Annotated in this window: 21 protein-coding genes; 6 read left to right on the forward strand and 15 right to left on the reverse strand. The window is 64.7% G+C overall.

Features of this window, described 5'->3' with window-relative positions; translation table 11 throughout:
* Positions 1–19 precede the first annotated feature (19 nt).
* Entirely contained in the window at positions 20–1,822 is a 1,803-nt protein-coding gene (locus LH19_RS06535) for a CocE/NonD family hydrolase (protein WP_054726080.1), read from the forward strand.
* Here the strand turns inward: LH19_RS06535 and LH19_RS06540 are convergent.
* From LH19_RS06540 to LH19_RS06575, 8 genes are all read right to left on the reverse strand, one after another.
* Positions 1,813–2,613 carry an acyl-CoA thioesterase gene (locus LH19_RS06540; protein WP_054726083.1) on the reverse strand — a complete coding sequence of 267 codons (801 nt, stop codon included), beginning with the start codon at positions 2,611–2,613 and terminating at the stop codon, positions 1,813–1,815. The two genes, LH19_RS06535 and LH19_RS06540, sit on opposite strands and share 10 nt — an antisense overlap.
* Positions 2,614–2,620: 7 nt before the next feature.
* Positions 2,621–3,793 carry a saccharopine dehydrogenase family protein gene (locus LH19_RS06545; protein WP_054726086.1) on the reverse strand — a complete coding sequence of 391 codons (1,173 nt, stop codon included), beginning with the start codon at positions 3,791–3,793 and terminating at the stop codon, positions 2,621–2,623.
* 71 nt (positions 3,794–3,864) lie between these two features.
* Positions 3,865–4,377, reverse strand: a complete 513-nt coding sequence (locus LH19_RS06550) for a DoxX family protein (protein ID WP_054726089.1) — start codon at positions 4,375–4,377, stop codon at positions 3,865–3,867.
* Positions 4,378–4,444: 67 nt separating this feature from the next.
* Positions 4,445–6,166 carry a cellulase family glycosylhydrolase gene (locus tag LH19_RS06555; RefSeq protein ID WP_054726092.1) on the reverse strand — a complete coding sequence of 574 codons (1,722 nt, stop codon included), beginning with the start codon at positions 6,164–6,166 and terminating at the stop codon, positions 4,445–4,447.
* A gap of 179 nt (positions 6,167–6,345) precedes the next feature.
* Entirely contained in the window at positions 6,346–6,900 is a 555-nt protein-coding gene (dcd, locus tag LH19_RS06560; RefSeq protein WP_054587467.1) for a dCTP deaminase, read from the reverse strand.
* Positions 6,901–6,939: 39 nt separating this feature from the next.
* Positions 6,940–7,398: a cytidine deaminase gene (locus LH19_RS06565; RefSeq protein WP_054726095.1), complete on the reverse strand. Its 459-nt coding sequence runs from the start codon at positions 7,396–7,398 to the stop codon at positions 6,940–6,942.
* Entirely contained in the window at positions 7,395–8,156 is a 762-nt protein-coding gene (locus LH19_RS06570; protein WP_054726099.1) for a glycoside hydrolase family 25 protein, read from the reverse strand. Before LH19_RS06570 ends, LH19_RS06565 begins: the two co-directional genes overlap by 4 nt.
* A gap of 2 nt (positions 8,157–8,158) precedes the next feature.
* The gene (locus LH19_RS06575) at positions 8,159–8,656 is read right to left on the reverse strand and encodes a UPF0262 family protein (protein ID WP_054587470.1); all 498 of its coding nucleotides are present in this window, start codon (positions 8,654–8,656) and stop codon (positions 8,159–8,161) included.
* Between the two features lie 242 nt (positions 8,657–8,898).
* On the opposite strand from LH19_RS06575, the gene LH19_RS06580 reads away from it, so the two are divergent.
* Positions 8,899–10,410 (forward strand): replicative DNA helicase, encoded by a 1,512-nt coding sequence (locus LH19_RS06580; protein ID WP_054733130.1) that lies wholly within the window; start codon positions 8,899–8,901, stop codon positions 10,408–10,410.
* Positions 10,411–10,445: 35 nt separating this feature from the next.
* Here LH19_RS06580 and LH19_RS06585 read toward each other — a convergent pair whose 3' ends face one another.
* The 6 genes from LH19_RS06585 to astD form a co-directional block, all read right to left on the reverse strand.
* Positions 10,446–11,231: a phosphoadenylyl-sulfate reductase gene (locus tag LH19_RS06585; protein WP_054726102.1), complete on the reverse strand. Its 786-nt coding sequence runs from the start codon at positions 11,229–11,231 to the stop codon at positions 10,446–10,448.
* Positions 11,224–11,637: a DUF934 domain-containing protein gene (locus LH19_RS06590; RefSeq protein ID WP_054726105.1), complete on the reverse strand. Its 414-nt coding sequence runs from the start codon at positions 11,635–11,637 to the stop codon at positions 11,224–11,226. The genes LH19_RS06585 and LH19_RS06590 overlap by 8 nt, the downstream gene beginning before the upstream one ends.
* A complete protein-coding gene (locus tag LH19_RS06595; RefSeq protein ID WP_054726106.1) occupies positions 11,630–13,261 on the reverse strand; it encodes a nitrite/sulfite reductase in 1,632 nt (543 codons plus the stop codon). The genes LH19_RS06590 and LH19_RS06595 overlap by 8 nt, the downstream gene beginning before the upstream one ends.
* Position 13,262: 1 nt before the next feature.
* Positions 13,263–13,559, reverse strand: coding sequence for a DUF2849 domain-containing protein (locus tag LH19_RS06600; RefSeq protein ID WP_054587476.1), 297 nt, complete (start codon positions 13,557–13,559; stop codon positions 13,263–13,265).
* Positions 13,556–14,344 (reverse strand): uroporphyrinogen-III C-methyltransferase, encoded by a 789-nt coding sequence (gene cobA, locus LH19_RS06605; RefSeq protein WP_054726109.1) that lies wholly within the window; start codon positions 14,342–14,344, stop codon positions 13,556–13,558. Before cobA ends, LH19_RS06600 begins: the two co-directional genes overlap by 4 nt.
* 79 nt (positions 14,345–14,423) lie before the next feature.
* Entirely contained in the window at positions 14,424–15,875 is a 1,452-nt protein-coding gene (astD, locus tag LH19_RS06610) for a succinylglutamate-semialdehyde dehydrogenase (RefSeq protein ID WP_054726112.1), read from the reverse strand.
* Between the two features lie 123 nt (positions 15,876–15,998).
* On the opposite strand from astD, the gene LH19_RS06615 reads away from it, so the two are divergent.
* From LH19_RS06615 to LH19_RS28470, 4 genes are all read left to right on the forward strand, one after another.
* The gene (locus tag LH19_RS06615; RefSeq protein WP_054733137.1) at positions 15,999–16,892 is read left to right on the forward strand and encodes an alpha/beta fold hydrolase; all 894 of its coding nucleotides are present in this window, start codon (positions 15,999–16,001) and stop codon (positions 16,890–16,892) included.
* Positions 16,889–18,034, forward strand: a complete 1,146-nt coding sequence (locus LH19_RS06620) for a glycosyltransferase family 4 protein (protein ID WP_054733140.1) — start codon at positions 16,889–16,891, stop codon at positions 18,032–18,034. The genes LH19_RS06615 and LH19_RS06620 overlap by 4 nt, the downstream gene beginning before the upstream one ends.
* A 99-nt stretch (positions 18,035–18,133) precedes the next feature.
* Positions 18,134–19,537 (forward strand): NAD(P)H-dependent flavin oxidoreductase, encoded by a 1,404-nt coding sequence (locus LH19_RS06625; RefSeq protein ID WP_054726115.1) that lies wholly within the window; start codon positions 18,134–18,136, stop codon positions 19,535–19,537.
* 17 nt (positions 19,538–19,554) lie between these two features.
* On the forward strand, positions 19,555–19,959 hold the full coding sequence (locus LH19_RS28470; protein WP_145923439.1) for a hypothetical protein: 405 nt from the start codon (positions 19,555–19,557) through the stop codon (positions 19,957–19,959).
* 6 nt (positions 19,960–19,965) lie between these two features.
* Here the strand turns inward: LH19_RS28470 and LH19_RS06630 are convergent, their stop codons facing one another.
* Positions 19,966–20,964, reverse strand: coding sequence for a 2-hydroxyacid dehydrogenase (locus tag LH19_RS06630; RefSeq protein ID WP_054726118.1), 999 nt, complete (start codon positions 20,962–20,964; stop codon positions 19,966–19,968).
* Positions 20,965–20,981 lie beyond the last annotated feature (17 nt).

Consider the following 20,981-nt stretch of genomic DNA (forward strand, 5'->3'; position numbering starts at 1 on the left):
CGAAATAGGGAAGGCGACGATGAATCGCAGGGAATATCTTCTATCCGCAACGTCGATCCTGACGCTGGCGGCCGCTCCCGGGGCAAAAGCGGCGATGGCCGGCGGCGACGACTCTGCGGCCCAGCCCAAATTCTCGTCACAGATGAAATATGAAGTGCGCATTCCGATGCGCGATGGCGTTCATCTGGGCGCGACGCTCTATCTCCCGCGTGGCCTGAAGACACCGCGTCCGACGATTTTTGCGCTCACGCCCTATACGGCCGACGGCTATCATGCCGAGGGCGTCGATTTCTCCCGGAACGGCTATCCGTTTCTGGCGGTCGACATGCGCGGGCGCGGCGATTCGGATGGTGAGTTTGCGCCTTTCGGAACCGAGCCGGAGGACGGCCACGACATCGTCGAATGGCTGATCCAGCAGCCCTTCTGCAACGGCAAGGTCGGCATGTGCGGCCTGTCGTGGGTCGGCTATACGCAGTGGGCGACGGTGCGCGGCGATCCGAAGGGGCTTGCCACGATCATCCCCTCGGCCCCCGCCTTTGCCGGGTTCGATTTCCCGATCCGCTACAACATCTTCTTCAACTTCGCGGGCGGGCAGTGGATGACCTTCGTCAAGGGTAACACCCGGCGAAACAATGTCTTTGCCGATGAAGGCTGGGGCACCGAATATCTGCGCTTCCTCGAAGCGGGTCTGCCGTTCCGCAAGATGCCGGAGTTTTTCGGGTTTGAGTCCAAACCGTTTCAGCAGTGGGTCGATCATCCCCGGCAGGACGAATATTACGACCGGCTCAACCCGTCGCCCGAACAATTCGCCAAGCTGACGATGCCGGTGCTGTCGCTGTGCGGCATCTATGACGGCGATCAACTCGGCACGCTCGAATTCCATCGCCAGCATCTTCGATATGCGGGGGCGAAGGCCAATCATTATCTGGTGATCGGCCCGTGGGGGCACGACGAGGTGCGCAACCCGACCGCCGAATTCTATGGCATCAAGGTCGGCGAGGCGAGCGTGCTCGACATGAAGAAGCTGCATCGCGACTGGTACGCCTTTGCGATGGAAGACGGCCCGCGGCCGGAGTTTCTCAAGAAGAAATTCGCTTATTATGTGATGGTCGCCGACAAGTGGCGCTATGCCGACAGGATCGAGGATGCGACGGCGCGCTACGAAACGCTCCACCTGCATTCGTCGGGCAACCCGGACAATGTCTATGCTTCGGGGACGCTGAAGCCCGCGCCCGCGACAAAGGCGCAGCCCGATCGCTATATCTACGACCCGCGCGATCTCAGCGGCCTCCGGCTCGAGGCTTCGCTCGCCGAATGGCACACGACCGGCCAGACGCTGGTCGCCGCCACCGCGGGCGGCAAGCTGATCTATCACAGCGATCCGTTCGAGCAGGACACCGAAGTAACCGGCTTCTTCAAGTTCAACGCGTCGATTGCGATCGATACGCCGGACACCGATTTCATGGTCTCGATCTATGAAATCGCGCCCGACGGATCGAGCCTGTTCCTGACCGAGCAGCACAAGCGCGCGCGCCATCGCGAAGGGCTTCGTACCGAGCGGCTGATCGCAACGAAAGAGCCGCTACGCTACGACTTCGACGGCTTCTTCTTCATTTCGCGGTTGATCAAAAAGGGATGCCGCCTGCGGTTGGTGGTAAAGCCCAATCACGATCTGAAATGGCAGAAGAATTATAACAGCGGCAAGCCGGTGGCCGACGAGACGATGGCCGATGCGCGCACGGTCACCGTGCGCCTCTATCACGACGCCACGCGCCCGAGCACGCTCAGCATCCCGATCGGCCAGCCGGAGGATCAGGCGTAGATCGCGATGCCCTGACTGCCGCTCAGCACCGGTTCGCCGGTGCGGTTCCACAGCATCATGTCCTGCACCGAGAAGCCGCCGCGCGCGTAGCCGGTCTTCGCCGACAGCAGCCACCAGCCGTCGTCGGTCTGCGGGTTGCCGGTGAGCATGTTGACGGTCCAGTTCATCGAGCTGATCGGCCCGAATTCGGTAAAAAGCGCCATCGCTGCGGGCGGCAAGGCGTCACCCATCGCGAGCAGGGCGACCGCAGGATGGCAGGCGGGTTCCTCGACGAAGCGCACCCAGGTCAGATATTCGCCGACCTCCCGCTTCCAGTCGAAACGCGGGCCGGTGGTCGGGCGCATGTCGAAATGGCGGGTGAAGCTGGGGCGCACCTTGTGATCGGGAACCGGTGCCAGCGTTTCGGGCGCGGGCACGTCGGGCATGGTCAGGCTGTTGTGGTCGAGATGACTCGCGCGGTCGCCCGAGAAGGCGAAGACTGCGGCGGTGCCGAAACCCGCGTCGCTCGACACGCCCGCGTCGATGAACAGGCTCGATTTCGACTGGCGCAGCACGCGCGTTGCGACGGTGCAGTCGCCGCCGACGGGCCCCACGAAGCTGATCTGCGCGTAGCGTAGCGGCGTCTCGGTCGGGTGGAGCGCCATCGCGCCCGCCAGCGCGACGGCAGAGCTGATCCCGCCATAGGCGGTGCGGCCCTGCATCCATCCTTCGTCGATATGCGCCTTCGCCACGCCCTCTTCGGTACGCAGCGTCGAAAGCAGCGCGTCGAGCGCGCTGGGGGAGGTCGTCATTCTTGTCCTATTCCTCGATCTGGAAGGTCATTCCGGCATGCTTGGTCAGCCGTGCGATCAGGGTGTCGCCGAGCAGCGCGCCGGGGGTCCACACGCCGCCCTCGCCCTTGTTTGCGAGCAGCGCGATACCGGTTTCGGCGAGCATCTTCGAGGTCGAGCCATAGCCGGGGTCGCGGTCGCCCTGGACACTGGCATGGACCGCCCGGCCATCGGGATATTCGCCGATGAACAGCACGTCGTAGAACCCGTTCTCGCGCTCTTCCTTGCTCGGGCCTTCGCCCGGCTGGAGTTTCGATTCACCGAACGGGTTGGCCTTGGCGATCGCTTCGGCCATCGCCTTGCCGGCATCCCCGATCGTCGTCATCAGCATCTCGTCATAGACGAGGTCGGCGCCCCAGGGCTGGCCGAGCAGGAAATTGGTGCGGTGGACATTCTTGGTGTTGATCGGCGCCATCACGAAAGGTGCGGTCCATGTGCCCGTGGCGGCGTCATATTCGGGGATCAGGCCAGTGGGCTGCGACGGCCCCTCGAAGCCCGGGGTCAGCGCAAAGCTCGATTTGAGGAGCAGCGCGAGCGAGGGCTTTTTGGCGATCGCCTTCATCGTTTCGGTCAGGCTGGCGATCGTGCCGCCCGACGCACCGCCGGCCATCTTGCGGACGCGGCCCTTGACGCGCGGCGCCGGGCTGCCGTGACGCTTCACCGCTTCGGCCTGCAGGAACAGCACGCCGAGGTCGAACGGAATGCTGTCGAAGCCGCAACTGAAGGTGATGCGCGCGCCCGACGCCTTGGCGGCGTCCTGATATTCGTCGATCATCTCGCGCATCCAGCCGGGCTCGCCGCAGAGGTCGGCATAGGCGGTGCCCGCCTTGACGCACGCGGCGACGAGCGGCTCGCCATAAAGCTGGTACGGGCCGACAGTGGTCAGGACGACCTGCGTCCGCGCCGCCATGGCATCGAGGCTGGCGGGATCGCTCGCGTCGGCGACGACGAGCGGAATATCCTTCGGCGCTCCGATCAGGTCGCGGACTTCGGCCAGCTTGTCGGCGCTGCGCCCCGCCATCGCCCATTTGGGCGCATCGGCGCGGCCCGCATAATGTGCGGCGAGATATTCCGCGACGAGGCGGCCGGTGAACCCGGTCGCGCCATAGACGATGATGTCGAATTCACGCGCAGCGGCCATGGCACCCTCCCATTTACGTAAACGTCAAGCTGAGGCTAGCGCACGTAAGGAAGGATGCCAAGCGCGAAGCGTCAGCGCCGCCAGAAGGGGCGCTTTTCGACGACCACCGGCGTGTCGACCGCTTCGGCGCGGCCCTCGGCGCGGGCCGCACGCAATTCGGCTTCGCGGGCGCGAAGTTCGGCGTCGTGCTGCGCAATCTCGCCGCGGCGCCGCGCGCGCAGCGCGTCGTAGCTCCAGCGCGTGTGGCCGTAACCGAAGAGGCAGAGCAGCCCGCCCGCGATCGCCAGATTCTTCATCGCCATCATCGCCTGCATCGGATCGGTGAATTCGCGGTGGAAGAACAGGATGGTGAGGAGGACGAAACCGGCGAGCAGGATCGCCCACAGTCGCGTTGCGATACCGAGCGCAAGGCAGACGCCGGCAATCAGCTCGAATAGCCCGGTCGGGATAGCGAGCCCTGATGGCAGGCCGGCGGCGGAAATCATCGCATTGGTATCGGCGACGTGGATCAGCTTGTTGATCCCAGACACGATGAAAATCACGGCAATGAACAGGCGGCCGATGAAGACGGCGATCATGGACATGGGTCATCCTCCACTACTGCCCGCCCGCTTGTGCAGACAGGACGCGCGGAGAGGCGATGGGTTCCGGTCAGCGCGGCGTGAAGACCAGCTCGGCAACCTCGCAATCGCTGCAATCGATCGCGCGCAGCGTCGCCGCGCCGGGGCCGGCGGGCAGGTCGACGTCGGCAAGCTTGATCACTTGCCATGCGGTGCCGGCCGGAACGGCGACGCCGCGTTCGTCGATGCCGATACGGCCGCCCTTTGCCGAGCGTGCGCGCGCCGAGACCGTCCAGCGCCCGGCCTTCGCAACGTCGGCGCTGTAACGCATGAACTCGCCGGTCACGAAGTCGCTGACATAGGGCATGCCATCGCTTTCGCGGGCAATGTCGACGCCGTCGTTGCGATAGGTCGTCCCGTTGTTCCACGGCGTCCGCTCGCCGCCGGTCGCGACGTGATAATTGGCGTCGACCATATCGTAGTAAGCGACGTCCGGCGGCCCGAGATCATAATCGACGGCAGCGATGATCAGCGGCGCCCGATCCAGCGTGCGGGCGACGAAGGGACGATAGCCCGGATCGTGCGGTTGGCGCAGCATCGCATCGATCACGTCGGGCTTCGCGATATTCCGGTCGAAGCGGCTGTTTTCGGCAAGTTGCATCATCGCGGCGAAGGCCGCGTCGGGCTCCGGTTTCGCGCCCTTGTCCGTCATCCATGCGACAATCGCGGCCCAGCCCGGACCGGGGTCGATCTCCAGCGGCTGGTTGAAGCCGATCTTCTTGAGCGGCCAGAAATTCCAGCCGATGCCTTCGCCCTCGACCAGCGCGATCGCATCGCGATACCAGCCGTTGCTGTTCTCGCCCGACTCGCCCAGCCAGATAGGGCGATTATAGCTGGTGCGTAATGCGGTGATCTCGGCGATGCTGGCTGCGTCGTTGCGGTTCCAATATTTGTGGAAGCTCAGCACCATATTGGCGTCCCACGCGGGCGGCAGGCCCTTGTAATTATTGCCCCAGCAATTGCCCTCGACGATCACGATATGCTGCGTGTCGACCTTGCGGATTGCCGCCGTGATCCGCTTTTGCAAATCCCATACCGCCTTGCTTTCGGTCTCGTCGCAGCCATTGCCTTTGCCGGGGGTCGCGAAACTCCAGTTGGGCTCGTTGATCAGGTCATAGCCGCCGACCCACGGCTCCTTTGCATAGCGTTCCGCCAGCTTCGTCCACAGCGCGATCGTCTTTCGCCGGTTCTCCTCGCTCTGCCACAGCGACGGTTTCGCCGGGTCGCGGTCGGAGATGGCAAGGTCGTTGCCCTGTCCGCCGGGCGTAGCATGGAGGTCGAGGATCAGGTAGATACGGTTCGCCTTGCTCCACGCCAGCAGGCGGTCGATGCGCTCGAAACCTTCCTCGTGCCATGTGTCCTGCCCCGCCACAGGTTCCTTGTCGACGGGGAGGGTGAGCTGGTCGAAATGGATCGGCAGGCGCACCGAATTAAAGCCCCATTTCGCCATCTGCGCGATATCGGCTTCGGTCGTGTGGTTATCGAGCCAGGCGCGGTAGAATTCGGCCGTCCTCTCCTCGCCGACAAGTTCGACCAGCCTGGCGCGGATCCTGTGCTGTTGCCCGATTTCGCCGAGCTTCAGCATATATCCTTCCTGCAACATCCAGCCGCCGAGCCCCATGCCGCGGAGGATGACAGGCCGGCCGCTGTCGTCGACGATCTGCGTCCCGCGGACCTTCAACATCCCTTCGGCGTGCGCGGCGGTGGACGAAAGCAACGCGGTGAGCATCAGCGCGACGGTACGGAATGTCATGACCTCATCCCCATTCGATTTATGGGAACGTTATCAAATCTTGCAGAGGGCGCAACCGATCTTCGTCATTGCGACCCCGGCGAAGGCCGGGGGAAGCAATCTCCAGCTCTCGGCCTTGCGCAGGGCCGAGAGCTGGAGATTGTCGCGTCGCCTACGGCTCCTCGCAATGACAGTGACTGTCAAAGCTTCGGCAGCGTCACGCCCTGTTGTCCCATATATTTGCCCGCGCGGTCGGCGTAGCTCGTCTCGCACGGCTCATTGCCCTGGAGGAACAGGAACTGGCACGCGCCCTCATTGGCGTAGATTTTCGCGGGCAGGGGGGTGGTGTTTGAGAATTCCAGCGTCACATGGCCTTCCCAGCCGGGTTCGAGCGGGGTGACGTTGACGATGATGCCGCAGCGCGCATAGGTCGACTTGCCGAGGCAGATCACCAGCACATCGCGCGGGATACGGAAATATTCGACGGTGCGGGCGAGCGCGAAGCTGTTCGGCGGGATGATGCAGACGTCGGTTTCGCGGTCGACGAAATTCTTCGGGTCGAAATCCTTGGGGTCGACGATCGTGCTGTCGACGTTGGTGAAGATCTTGAACTCGGGCGCGACGCGCGCGTCATAGCCGTAGGAGGACAGGCCATAGCTGATGCACCCGTCGCGGCGCTGCGCCTCGACGAATGGTTCGATCATGCCCTGCGTCCGGGCGGCTTCGCGAATCCAGCGATCGGAAAGAATGGCCATGCGTGTCTCTTGTAAGGGCGGCGCGCTTTGCGCAAGCGGTCAGTCGGGGATCAGCCCGAGGTCCTTCGGGCCGAAGGCGGCGGGAAACAGTTCGCTGAGCCTGTAGCTCTGCACGGCCTTGCCGTCGCCGGATGCACAGTGGACGAGGATATCGGTCTTCGATCGCTCGGCCGCTTCGTTGAGCATCTGGCGGCAGCGGCCGCACGGGTGGACCGGATCGCTGCCGAGCAGCGCATCGCGCTCCGGGCGGCCGCCGACAATCGCGATCTCCGTAAGTTCGCCGATCCAGCCTTCGTTGGCGATCTTGGCGATCGCTGCGGTTTCGGCGCACAGCGTCAGCCCATAGCTGGCATTTTCGACATTGGCGCCGGTGACGACGTCGCCATTCTTCAGCAGCAGGGCTGCGCCGACGTGAAAGCCGGAATAGGGCGCATAGGCGCGGCTTGCGGCATCGCGCGCGGCAGCGATCAACGCGTCGCGGGTCGCGTCGTCGGTCATGGCGCCTCTCCCCCGCCGCGCAGCACGTTCCAGCCAACGGTGCCGTCGGCGCCCGACAGCCGGACATAATTATTGGCCTGCCACATCGCCCACGGATGGGCCCCATAATCGGGCTCGAAGAAATCGCGGCGCAGCCATGTGGTGCGCGCGATACCCTGCGTTACCTTGTAATCGGCCTCGAAAGCGGGACCGGGCGCGATCAGGCTGCGTTTGCCCATATGCGCCTCGATCTGGGCGAGGAAGGTCGCGAGTTCGGACAGCAGCAAGGCGCGCGTCGGCCGGTCGGGGCAGCGATCGTCATAGTCGAGCCACACCACCGCCGGCAGCGCGTCGGCGCGGCGGGGGACGTGACGAATGAAATTCGCGGCCTGATCGGTGGCAAGCTGGCACAGGCTGTAGCGGTGGATCGCGCCGGTCTGGATCCCGGCCTCGCGCGCTGCCGTCATGTTGCGTGCGAACATCGGATCGAGGCCGGCGGTGCCGTCGGTCGCCATGACATAAGCGAAATCGGCGCCTGCGGCCTTGATCGAGCCCCAGTGGACCGCGCCGTTGGCGGCGTCGATCGTCACCCCCTGGATCGGATATTGTTCGCGCGGCGGCGTCCAGCGCGCCGCCCACCAGATCGCGAGCCCGGCGGCCAGGATGAGCAGCAATAGCACGCCGCCGATACGCCGCAGCCAGCGCGCGAGCACGCCTCGCCAGTCCGCCGCGATCCGCGCTGGCTTTCTGTTCCTGCTGCTGGCTGCCCCCGTCGCCATCGCTAACCCTTGATATGCAGCACGCAGATCAGCGTGAAGAGCCGGCGCGCGGTGTCGAAATCGACCGCGATCTTGCCGTCGAGCCGGTCCATCAGCATCTCCGCCGCCTCGTTGTGCAGGCCGCGGCGCGCCATGTCGACGGTCTCGATCTGTTGCGCAGTCGCGGTCTTGATCGCCTGATAATAGCTGTCGCAGATCGCGAAATAATCGCGGATCGGACGGCGAAAGCGGCCGAGCCCGAGGATGATCGCCTCGAGCGGCGAACCGTCTTCGCGGCTGATTTCGAAGATCAGCCGGCCTTCCTCGACGCGCAGCATCAGGCGATAGGGACCGGCGTAGCCGTCGGCATGGCCGCGCTGCGGGACGAACTTGTTGTCCTCGATCAGGTCGAAGATCGCGACGCGGCGTTCCTGCTCGACATCGGGGTTGCGCCAGACGATCGAGCCCTCGTCGAGCTCGACCGAGATGATGCGCTGTTTCGAGGGGTCTGCGTCGGCCATGCTGCAAGTGCTTCTACTTGGCCCGCCACGAAGGGCAAGGGGGCGACTTGGCGCAACATTCCAAACCCGTTCGTGTCGAGCGAAGTCGAGACACCCATCGGGATCGCGCCAAGCCGAGAGGAATCTCGACTTCGCTCGATGCGAACGGGATTTGAAGTTATCCCCGAGATGCTCCACGGCGCAGGATGAGCATCAGAGGAACTCGGTTGCATGGTGTTTCGTGCCGTCGCATGAAGGTCGCTATGCCAGAGCTCGCCCTGATTCCGACCCCGACCAGTGCCGGGGACGAACGCCAATTGCCGCGTAATATCGAGGCGGAGGCCGCGTTTCTGGGCGCGATCCTGATCGATAACCGAGTCGTCGAGGACCTTCCCGTCCATCTGACTCCCGATCATTTCTTCGAGCCGCTGCACGGCCGCATCTTCCAGCAGGCGATGGCGCTGATCGAGCGTAACAGCATCGCGACCCCGGTGACGCTCAAACCCTATTTCGAAGCCGACGAGGCGATGAAGGCGGTCGGCGGCGTCGGCTATCTCGCGCAACTGACCGGCAGCGGTGCGGGGTTGATCGGCGCCCGCGACTTTGCGCGGCAGATATTCGACCTTGCGCTGCTTCGCGAGCTGGTCGGCGTCGGACGCACGCTTGTCGACAGCGCGCTCGACACCAGCGAAAGCGTCGATCCGCAGTCGCAGATCGAAGAGGCCGAAACCGCGCTCTATCGCGTCGCCGGCGGCGAGGCCGAGATGGGGTCGGTCAAAAGCTTCAACGCCGCGAGCCTCGTCGCGCTGCAAGCGGCGGAACGCGCCCTGAATTCGGGCGGCCACCTGTCAGGGATCACCACCGGGATCGCCAGCATGAACGCCAAGATCGGCGGCATGCACAATAGCGACCTGATGATCCTCGCGGGGCGTCCGGGCATGGGCAAGACCTCGCTCGCCACCAACATCGCCTACAACGCCGCCGAGCGTTTCCGCCGCGACGAGGAAGACGGCATCCCGCCCGAGAAGAATATGGGCGCGAAGGTTGCTTTCTTCAGCCTCGAAATGTCCGCCGACCAGCTTGCGACGCGCGTCCTCGCCGAACAGTCGGGGGTGTCGGGCGAAGCGCTGCGCATGGGCAAGATCAGCAAGGACCAGTTCCAGCAGCTTTCGCGCGCGGCGCAGGCGCTGCAGACGCTGCCGCTGTTCATCGACGATACGCCCGGCCTGACGATCGCTGGCCTGCGCACCCGCGCGCGGCGGCTGCAGCGCCGCCACGGTATCGGCTTCATCATCGTCGATTATCTGCAATTGCTACAAGGTTCGTCGAAGAGCGGTGACAATCGAGTCCAGGAGATTTCCGAAATTTCGCGTGGTTTGAAGACTTTGGCGAAAGAACTGAACGTGCCCGTGATGGCGCTGTCGCAGCTCAGCCGTCAGGTCGAAAGTCGCGAGGACAAGCGTCCGCAACTCTCCGACCTTCGCGAATCGGGCTCGATCGAACAGGACGCCGACATGGTGCTCTTCGTGTTCCGCGAGGATTATTATGTCGCGGCGCGCGAACCCAAGCGCCCGGTCGAGGGCGACGATGTCAAGATCCACGCGCAGCATGAGGAATGGGCGGCCGAAATGGAACGCGTCTTCGGTCTTGCCGAAGTTATCGTCGCCAAATCGCGTCACGGCTCGACCGGCAAGGTCCGCATGCACTTCGAGGCGAAGACGACCAAGTTCAGCGACCTCGCCGACGACAGCATGGCGTATGAGGATTATGAGTGACGTCATTCCGGCTTTCGCCGGGACGACGGGCAGGATCAGAACGCCGGGTCGTTCGCCGGATCGTCGTCGATCGGGGTCACCGCTTCGTGGATGCCGCATTCGGTCTTGTCCCAGCCGCGCCAGCGGCCCGAGCGCGGGTCTTCGCCCGGCTTGACCTTCGATGTGCAGGGCGAGCAGCCGATCGACGGATAGCCTTCGGCTTCCAGCGGATGGCGCGGCAGATCGTGCTCGGCAAAATAGGCGTCGAGCATCTCGCGCGTCCAGTTGGCGAGCGGATTGAATTTCAGGCGGCCGGTCGAGCCGTCGAGTTCGAAGCGGGCGAGGCCCTGCCGCGTCGCCGACTGGAAGCCCTTCCGCCCGGTAATCGAGGTGTCGAAATCCGCGAGCGCCTTTTCGAGCGGCTTGACCTTGCGGATCTCGCAGCAGCCGTCGGGATCGTACGACCAGCGCAGTTCGGTCGCGTCCTTTTTCGCCAGTTCTTCCGGATCGGGGGTCAGGTTGACGATGTTGAGCCCGAGCTTCGCCGCCAGTTCGTCGCGATAGGCAAGCGTTTCGGGAAAATGCTTGCCGGTATCGAGGAACAGCACCGGCATGTCGGGTGCGACGCGCGTGACAAGGTGCAGCAACACCGCGCTTTCGGCGCCGAAGCTCGACACGATGCCGGTATCGCCGAGCAGGCCGGCCCCGATGACGCTCGCGACCGCTTCCGCGGCATCCTGGCCGCGGAACAGGTTGTTGAGGCGGATGACGTCGGCCTGCGTGAAACGCGGCGCCACGTCGATCCGGTCGCGGGAGCGGGGCTCGGCCTTCACGTCAGCCATGCCTCAGTTTCCAGATCGGCACCGCGCCGTCGGCCGCGCCCTGATAATGTTCGGGCCAGCGGGCCAGCGCCGCTTCGACATCGGCGGGATTGAGCGCCTTTTCGGGCGCGAAGCTGTCGAAACCGCAGCGCTTCATATAGGCGATCTGATCGACCAGCACGTCGCCCTGCGCGCGCAGTTCGCCGTCATAGCCCGCCTCGCGCAGGATGCGCGCCGACGAATAGCCGCGGCCGTCGCGGAACTTGGGGAAAGCGACCTCGATCAGCGCCAGCCGGTCGAGGTGCGGGATCAGCGCGCGCGCGTCCTCGTCGGGCTCGAGCCTCACGGCCGTCGCGTTCGACTGCTGCAAGAAGGCGTCGAGCGTGACGCAGGGTTCCTCGCCGTCGCTGTGCAGATGTTCAACCATAGATCGCCTCCTTGAAGGGGGCCATGCCGACACGGCGGAAGGTGTCGACGAAGCGTTCGCCATCGGTGCGTTCGGCAAGATATTTGTCGGTGACGCGTTCGATCGCGTCGACGATGCCGTCCTCGTTGAAACCCGGGCCGGTGATCGTGCCCAGCGAGACGTCCTCCGCGCCCGACCCGCCGAGCAGCAACTGGTAGTTTTCGGTGCCCTTGCGGTCGACGCCGAGGATGCCGATGTGGCCGGCGTGATGGTGTCCGCACGCGTTGATGCAGCCCGAAATCTTGAGCTTCAATTCGCCCAGTTCCTTCTGGCGGCCAAGGTCCGAGAAGCGCTCGGCGATCTTCTGCGCGACCGGGATCGAACGCGCATTGGCGAGGCTGCAATAGTCGAGCCCGGGGCAGGCGATGATATCGCTGATCAGGTCGAGGTTCGGCGTTGCGAGCCCCGCAGCATCGAGCGCCTGCCAGATCGTGTAAAGATCGGCCTTGCGGACATGCGGCAGCACGATGTTCTGGGCGTGGGTGACGCGCAGTTCGTCATGGCTGTACTGCTCGGCAAGGTCGGCCATCAGGTCGATCTGCGCCGAGCTGGCGTCGCCGGGGATACCGCCGACGGGCTTCAGGCTGATGTTGACGATCGCATGGCCCGCCACCTTGTGCGCGGCGACATTCTGGTCGACCCAGACCGCGAAGTCGGGATCGCTGCGGTCGATGGCGTCGGGCGCCGACGCGTCGAGCGCGGGCGGCGCGAACTGCTTCGCGATACGGTCGAATTCGGCCTTCGGCGGGTCGATGCCGAGCGACTTCACATGTGCATATTCTTCCTCGACCTGGCGGCGATATTCGTCGGCGCCAAGCTCGTGGATCAGGATCTTGATCCGCGCCTTGTAGATATTGTCGCGGCGGCCGTAGCGATTGTAGACGCGCAGGCACGCCTCGGCATAGCTCAGCATATCCTCGAGCGGCACAAAATCCTTGATCAGCGGCGCGATCATCGGGGTACGGCCCATGCCGCCGCCGACATAGAAGGCGGCGCCGTGGACACCGTCCCGCTCCACGATCTGGATGCCGATGTCATGGAGGCGCATCGCGGCGCGATCCTCGTCGGCGGCGATCACCGCGATCTTGAACTTGCGCGGCAGATAGCTGAATTCGGGGTGGAAGCTCGACCATTGGCGCAGCAGTTCGGCCCATGGGCGCGGATCGGTGATCTCGTCGGCAGCGGCACCGGCCCACTGGTCCGAGCTGATGTTGCGGATGCAATTGCCACTGGTCTGGATCGCGTGCATCTCGACCGACGCGAGGTCTTCGAGGATCGCGGGCGCATCTTCCAGCTTGATCCAGTTATACTGGATATTCTGGCGGGTGGTGAAATGGCCGTAATCGCGGTCGTACTTGCGCGCGATATGCGCGAGCATGCGCATCTGGCGGCTGTCGAGCGTCCCGTAAGGCACCGCAACGCGCAGCATATAGGCATGGAGCTGGAGATAGAGGCCGTTCATCAGGCGCAGCGGCTTGAACTGGTCCTCGGTGATCTCGCCCGCGAGGCGGCGGCGCACCTGGTCGCTGAATTCGGCGACGCGCGCGGCGACCATCGCATGGTCATATTCGTCATATTTATACATGTCAGATCACCCAGTCGCCGGCCGCAGGATCGGCGGGTTTCAATGTCAGGTCGGGGCGCACGGTCGGGCCGAGCGCACGGATGCGGTCCTTGATATGCGCGGGGCGCGGCCCCTCGGGCGTTTGCTCGCCGTCGATGATATAGGGGGCGTTGACGCGGCGGGCGCCTTCCTCGGCGGCCAGAACCGCTTCGCCTTGTTCTCCGACGTCGGCGGCGTCCTCGATGTGCAGCGACCAGTCGGCGCCGGTCCACCAGGTGACAAATCCTGTTTTCAGGTCGTTGCCCGTGAGTAGTTTCATGTGAAGTCCCTTATTTTTGCGGCGACGCCCGGCGCGCCGAGGCAGTCGAGCGCATCGGCGCGCGCCGCGACCTTGCCGACGATGATCAGCGCCGGACTCGCGACATTTTCACGCGCGACGAGGTCGCCGAGGTCGGTGAGCAAGGTGCGCAGCACGCGCGCGTCGGCGGTCGTGCCGCGTTCGATCACAGCGACCGGCAGGTCGGGCGAAACGCCGTCGGCGATCAGCTTGTCGGCGATGGCGTTGGCGGTCGCAAGACCCATATAGATGACGAGCGTGCGGCCATGACCCGCGAGGCCCGACCAGTCCTGATCGGTCAGATCCTTGCACTGGCCCGCGACGAAACTCACCGCGCTCGCGTCTTCGCGGTGGGTAAGGGGAAGCCCTGCCTGCGCGGCACAGCCCGCCGCCGCGGTGATGCCAGGGACGACCTCCACCGCGACGCCGGACTTGCGCGCTGCGTCGAGTTCCTCGCCGCCGCGACCGAAAATGAAAGGATCGCCGCCTTTCAGGCGCACGACCTGCCTGCCCGCCAGCGTCTCGCGCACGAGCAGTTCGTTGATCAATTCCTGCTTCATCGTATGGCGGCTGCGCTGTTTGGCGACGCTGATCCGCTCGACATGCTCCGGGATCAGCGCCAGCACGCCATCGCCGACCAGCCCGTCGTGAACGACGAGGTCGGCGCTGGCCAGCAACCGCGCCGCGCGCAGTGTCAGCAGGTCGGGGTCACCCGGCCCGGCACCGACGAGCCACAGCTTGCCCGCAGAAATCGGAGTCTTTTCCATGCAGCGTAGATGGGCGGCGGCCGTCCATATGGCAAAGCAGGCTTTTTTGACGGCGATGAAGGTAAAATTGGGCCGCGGGTTAAAGGAAGCCCTTGCGGATCAATTTCGGCTTTCCATCGTCGGTTTCGCGGAGACCGACGCCGATCGACGCGCGCATCGAGTCGCTTTCCGAACTGGCGACCGGATAGGCGCAATAATCGGCGGCGTAAAAGGCGCTCGGCCGGTAATTGCCCGACAGGCCGATGCCGCCGAACGGGGCGGCCGACGAGGCGCCGTTGGTCGGCCGGTTCCAGTTGATCACCCCGGCGCGCGCATTCGCCCAGAACTGATCGTAAAGCTTGGGCGAGCCGCCGATCAGCGCCGCCGACAGGCCGAAGCTGGTGTTGTTCGCCTCGGCGATCGCGGCTTCGAAGCTTTCGACGCGGATCACCTGCAACAGCGGGCCGAACAGCTCGATATCGGGCCGCTCGGGCATCGCGGTGACGTCGATGATCCCCGGGGTCAGGAACGGCCGGCCGGGCACCGGGCGCGTCATGTGGCGGATGACCTGACCGCCGTTCGACATCAGGATCAGGAAGCTTTCGGTCAGCCCGTCGGCGGCGTCATTGTCGATCACCGGGCCCATATAGGGCGCAGGCTCGGCGTGCGGATGGTCGACGATCAGCCGGTTCGCAAGGTCGCGAACCTGTTCGATCAACCCGTCGGCGAGCGCTTCCTTGACGATCAGCCGCCGCGCATTGGTACAGCGTTGTCCGGCGCTGAGAAACGCCGACTGGACGACGAGGATCGCGGCGGTCCGGATATCGGCGGTATCCCAGACGACGATCGGGTTGTTACCGCCCATTTCGAGCGCGAGAATCTTGTCGGGGCGATTTGCAAACTGGCGGTTGAGCGCGAGGCCAGTGCGCGCCGAACCGGTGAAGAGCAGGCCGTCGATGTCCGGATGGCCGGCCAGTGCCTTGCCCGTATCGGGCCCGCCGACGACAAGGCGGAGCACCTCCTTGGGGACACCGGCGCTGTGGAACAGATCGACCAGCATCGCGCCGACCGCCGGCGTCTTTTCCGACGGTTTGAAGATCACCGAATTGCCCGCGAGCAACGCGGGGACGATGTGGCCGTTCGGCAGATGTGCGGGGAAGTTATAGGGGCCGAGCACCGCCAGCGCGCCGTGCGGCTTGTGGCGCACCGCGTTGCGCAACCCCATCGCCCCCTCGATGCGGCGGTTCGGCGTCCGTTCGGCATAGGCGGTGACCGAAATATCGACCTTGTTCGCGACGGATTCGACCTCGGTGCGCGCTTCCCACAGCGGCTTGCCGGTTTCGCGCGCGATCAGGTCGGCCAGTTTTTCGCCTTCGGCCTTCACCCGATCGGCGAAACGGCGGAGCGTTTCGCTCCGGAAGGTCAGGGGCTTTGCGGCCCATTCGGGCCATGCTGCCCTGGCGATGGGCACCTCTTGATCGACATTGCTGACGGGCGCGCGCCACAATTCTTCGCCGGAGGCGGGCTCGTACGAAAGCAACTCTTCGCTCATGCCGGATGCCTTATCGGCGAAAGGCGGCGGCGGCAACCGACGGATGGCTTGCGCGCGGCCGTCGGGTTGGCGATAGACGCGGGCGGAGCAGCGAACGCAGGCAGGCGAAAAAGGGGACGCGCGATTTCGGTCAAACAGGATAGCCGCCGCGACTGGTCGGACCATTATTGGTGGTCGGGCGACGGGGTTCGGCTGCATGCGCGAATCTATGCCGCGCCGCCGGGACGCGAAAATGCGCCGCCGGTCCTGTGCCTGCCGGGGCTCGCGCGCAATGCCCGCGATTTCGAAGCGGTCGCGCCGCACGTGGCGCAGGAACGGAGGGTGATCGTCGTCGAATTTCGCGGCCGCGGCGAGAGCGCCTATGCCAAGGATCCGATGACCTATGTGCCGCTGACCTATGTTCAGGACGTTGTCGCGCTGCTCGATGAGCTGGCGATCGATCGCTTTGCGACGATCGGCACCTCGCTCGGCGGGCTCGTCTCGATGTTGATGGCGGCAAGTCTGCCCGGGCGCCTTGCCGGCGCGGTGCTCAACGATGTCGGACCCGAACTCGAGACTGCCGGGCTGGAACGCATCCGCGACTATATCGGCGTGGGCGGCAGCCAGCCGACATGGATGCACGCCGCGCGCGCCGTCGCCGAACTCAATGGCGCGGTCTATCCCGGTTATGAAATCCATGACTGGTTGCGCCTGACCAAGCGCACGCATCGCCTGACCCCCGAGGGCCGTATCGTTACCGACTATGACAAGCAGATCGCGGCGCCGCTGCGCGTCCCGAACAGCGACGGCGGGGTTGATCTGTGGCCGGCGTATCAGGCGCTGGGCGATGTGCCGGTGCTGATACTGCGCGGCGAGCATTCGGATATTCTGGCCAGGCCCGCGGCGGAGAAGATGGCGGCGAAGCTGCCACGCGCGCGCGTTGTCGAGGTGCCGGGCGTTGGCCATGCGCCGACGATGGACGAGCCCGAGGCGCGTGCGGCGATCGATGCGTGGGTCGCGGAATTGCCGGGCGCGTGACGACCCCCGTTCCCCCGGCGCGGCTACTGCATCTCCATTCGAGCTTCTCGCTGGGCGGCAAGGAGGCCCGCGCCGTGCGGTTGATGAACCTGATGGGGCCGCGCGCCAGCCACGTCATCCTGTCGGCGGTTCCCGACGCGCTCGGCGCGCAGGGCGCGATCGATCCGGGCATAGACGTCCACTTTCCCGCCGATGCGCCGCCGCTTCATGGCAAGCCCGGACCGGCACGCTACCGCGATCTTGCGCGGTACATGCAGCAGTTCGATCTCGTCCTCAGCTATAATTGGGGCTCGATGGACGGGGTGATGGCGCATCGGATATTCGCGCCCTTTCACGCGCTGCCGCCGCTGATCCATCACGAGGACGGGTTCAACGAGGACGAGAGCGTCAAACGCAACCGGAAACGCAACGCGTTCCGGCGACTTGCGCTGCCGACCGCCGATGCGCTGGTTGTGCCGTCGGTGATGCTCGAACGCATCGCGGCCGAGGAATGGGGGGCAGGGCGCCGTACCCGGCTGATCCGCAACGGGATCGACGTTGCCGCCTATACGGGCGGGCCCGACCTGCCGATCCCCGGCCTTGAGCGCCGCGACGGCGATGTGGTGATCGGCACGGTTGCCGGACTGCGCAAGGTCAAGGATCTGCCACGCTTGGTGCGGGCGGTGGCGACCCTGTCGCGGAATGTCCGGCTGGTGATTGTCGGCGAGGGGGCCGAGCGCGACGCGATTGCCGCCGCAGCGGCGGCATGCGGTATGGCCGACCGTCTGGTGATGCCCGGCTTCATGACCGAGCCGGCGCGCTGGATCGGCCATTTCGACCTGCTTGCCCTGTCGTCGCGCAGCGAACAGGCACCGATCGCGGTGATCGAGGCGATGGCGGCGGGTCTGCCGGTCGTCAGCCCCGACGTCGGCGATGTCGCGGCGATGGTGAGCGAGGAAAACCGGCGCTTCGTTGCCCCCAACGAAGTTGGTTTTCGTGCTGCGCTGGCGGAGCTGGCGAGCGATGCGGCGTTGCGGGCGCGGATCGGCGCCGCAAACCGGCGTGTGGCGGCCGGATGCTTCGACGAATCTACCATGGTCGCCGCTTATGAAAATCTCTATGGTCAGGCGCTTGCAGGGCGCCGCCTGTTCTCCGGGGAGTGAAGCGGCGCGCCATTGACTTTCGTCACCGGTTTCCGCTTACGGAAGCCGCATCGGGGGCCCGCCGGTACCAGCAAGCGGGTGGAGAGAAAGAGGTTTAACGTGTTCAAAGGTTTGAAGCCCATCATGTACGGCGGCCGCGAAGTCTGGCCGTTGGTCGAGGGCGGCAAGGGCGTGTCGGCAACCAACCATATGTCGAGCGGCGCGTGGGCGGCCGCTGGCGGCATCGGTACCGTCTCGGCGGTCAATGCCGACAGCTATGACGCCGAAGGCAAGATCATTCCGCAAATCTATCGCGCGCTCACCCGCCGCGAACGCCACGAAGAACTGATCCAATATGCGATCGACGGCGCGGTCGAGCAGGTCAAGCGCGCCTATGATATCGCCAGCGGCAAGGGCGCGATCAACATCAACGTCCTGTGGGAAATGGGCGGCGCGCAGCAAGTGCTCGAAGGCGTGCTCGAAAAGACGAAGGGCCTCGTCACCGGCGTCACCTGCGGCGCGGGCATGCCGTACAAGCTCAGCGAGATCGCGGCGCGGCACAATGTCAATTACCTGCCGATCATCTCGTCGGGCCGCGCGTTCCGCGCGCTGTGGAAACGTGCCTATCACAAGGTGTCCGAACTGATGGGCGCGGTGGTCTATGAGGATCCCTGGCTGGCCGGCGGCCATAACGGCCTCTCGAATGCCGAGGACCCGCTGGTCCCGGAAGATCCCTATCCGCGCGTCAAGGCGCTGCGCGACGTGATGCGTGCCGAGGGCATTTCGGACGATGTGCCGATCGTGATGGCGGGCGGCGTCTGGTATCTGCGCGACTGGGAGCATTGGATCGACAATCCCGAGCTTGGGCAGATCGCGTTCCAGTACGGCACGCGCCCGCTGCTGACCGAGGAAAGCCCGATCCCGCAGCAGTGGAAGGACCGCCTGCGCACGCTCGACGACGGCGACGTGCTGCTCCATCGTTTCTCGCCGACCGGTTTCTATTCGAGCGCGGTGCGCAACCCGTTCCTCCGCGATCTCGAAGCCCGGTCGGAACGCCAGATCCCCTATTCGAAACAGGAAGCAGGCGATCATATCGTCCAGCTCGATGTCGGGGTGAAGGGCAAGAATTTCTGGGTAACCCCGCATGATCGTGCCCGCGCCCGCGACTGGTTCGCCGAAGGCTATACCGAAGCGCTGAAGACCCCCGACAACACGGTGGTGTTCGTGACCGAGACCGACAAGGGTATCATCCGCAAGGATCAGGCCGACTGCATGGGCTGCCTGTCGCACTGCGGCTTTTCGGCATGGAAGGACCATGACGATTATTCGACCGGCTATCTCGCCGATCCGCGCAGCTTCTGCATCCAGAAGACGCTGCAGGACATCGCACACGGCGGCGACACCGAACAGAATCTGATGTTCGCGGGCCACGCCGCGTTCAATTTCAAGACCGATCCCTTTTATTCGAACAACTTCACCCCGACGGTGAAGCAGCTGGTGGATCGGATTCTGACGGGGGATTGATTCAGAGGGGTAGGGCAATGGGGGAAGTTGATTGGGCGGGCCGCATGGCTCGCCTGCCCGATGAGGATTTGATTGAGATCGCCTCATCGGGCGACACCGATGGTTTCGAATCCGAGGCTGTTGAGGCCGCAACGGCGGAATTGGAACGTCGAAAGCCCGATGTAGAAATAATTGCCGATGTTCAACAGGCGGTTCGGTCGAAAAACGCGGCGCGGGAAGGACGATCAATCGAGCCGTTGAGCAATCCAGCTTGGGTTGCATTCGTATTTTTTGGCCCGTTTTTTCTGTTCACTATACCCGCGATAATCATGCTCGCGACGATGGGCTATTATCAGAAAGCAAAAGATGCGGGATGGGCAATTCTGCTTTCATTCCTGTTTTGGGGAATGATTTCTGCGGCAATGGCGCTCTTTTTGGGATAGCCTGCTCTAAACCCACCCCTCCAGCACCTGATCGGGCGGGCGGTGGCCGTCGCACCAGGCACGGATGTTGGCGATGACCTTTTCGCCCGATGCCTCGCGTCCCTCGATCGTCGCCGAGCCGAGGTGCGGGAGCAGCACGACATTGTCGAGCGCGAGCAGGGCGGGGTCGACCGCCGGTTCGTGCGTGTAGACGTCGAGCCCGGCGCCGGCGATGCGGCCGGTCTGGAGCGCCGCGACCAGCGCCTTTTCGTCGACGATCTCGCCGCGCGCGGTGTTGATGAGGTAAGCGGTCGGCTTCATCGCCGCGATCCGCTTGGCGCTCACCAGTTCGTGGGTTTCGCTGGTGTGCGGGCAGTGGATGGTCAGGATGTCGCTGATCCGCAGCAGCGTATCGATGCTGGCGTGATAGCTCGCGCCCAGTTCTTCCTCGATCGCCTCGGGCAGGCGTTTGCGGTTGTGATAATGGATCGACAGGCCGAAGGCGCGGGCGCGGCGCGCGACCGCCAGGCCGATGCGCCCCATGCCGACGATGCCGAGCAGCTTGCCGCCGACCCGGTGGCCCAGCATCGTGCTCGGCGCCCAGCCTTCCCATTTGCCCGAACGCATCAGTTTCTCGCCTTCGGCAAGGCGGCGCGGCACCGACAGGATCAGCGCCATCGTCATGTCGGCGGTATCCTCGGTGAAGACGCCGGGCGTATTCGACACCATGATGCCCTTGGCGCGCGCCGCGGCGAGGTCGATATGATCCACCCCGGCACCGAAATTGGCAATGAGCTTCAGCCGGTCGCCCGCCGCCGCGATAATCTCCGCATCGATATTGTCGGTCACCGTCGGCACGAAGACGTCGCAATCGGCCACGGCGGCCTTCAGTTGCTCGATCGAAAAAGCCTCGTCATGCGCGGACAGCGCGACGTCGAACAATTCGGCCATGCGCCCTTCGACATGGGGCATCAACTGGCGGGTGACGATGACGCGCGGGCGTTTCGGGCGGGATGAATCGGTCATGGGCGCCGATAGAGCGC

This window comes from Sphingopyxis macrogoltabida, assembly GCF_001314325.1.
GTDB classification, from domain to species: domain Bacteria; phylum Pseudomonadota; class Alphaproteobacteria; order Sphingomonadales; family Sphingomonadaceae; genus Sphingopyxis; species Sphingopyxis macrogoltabida.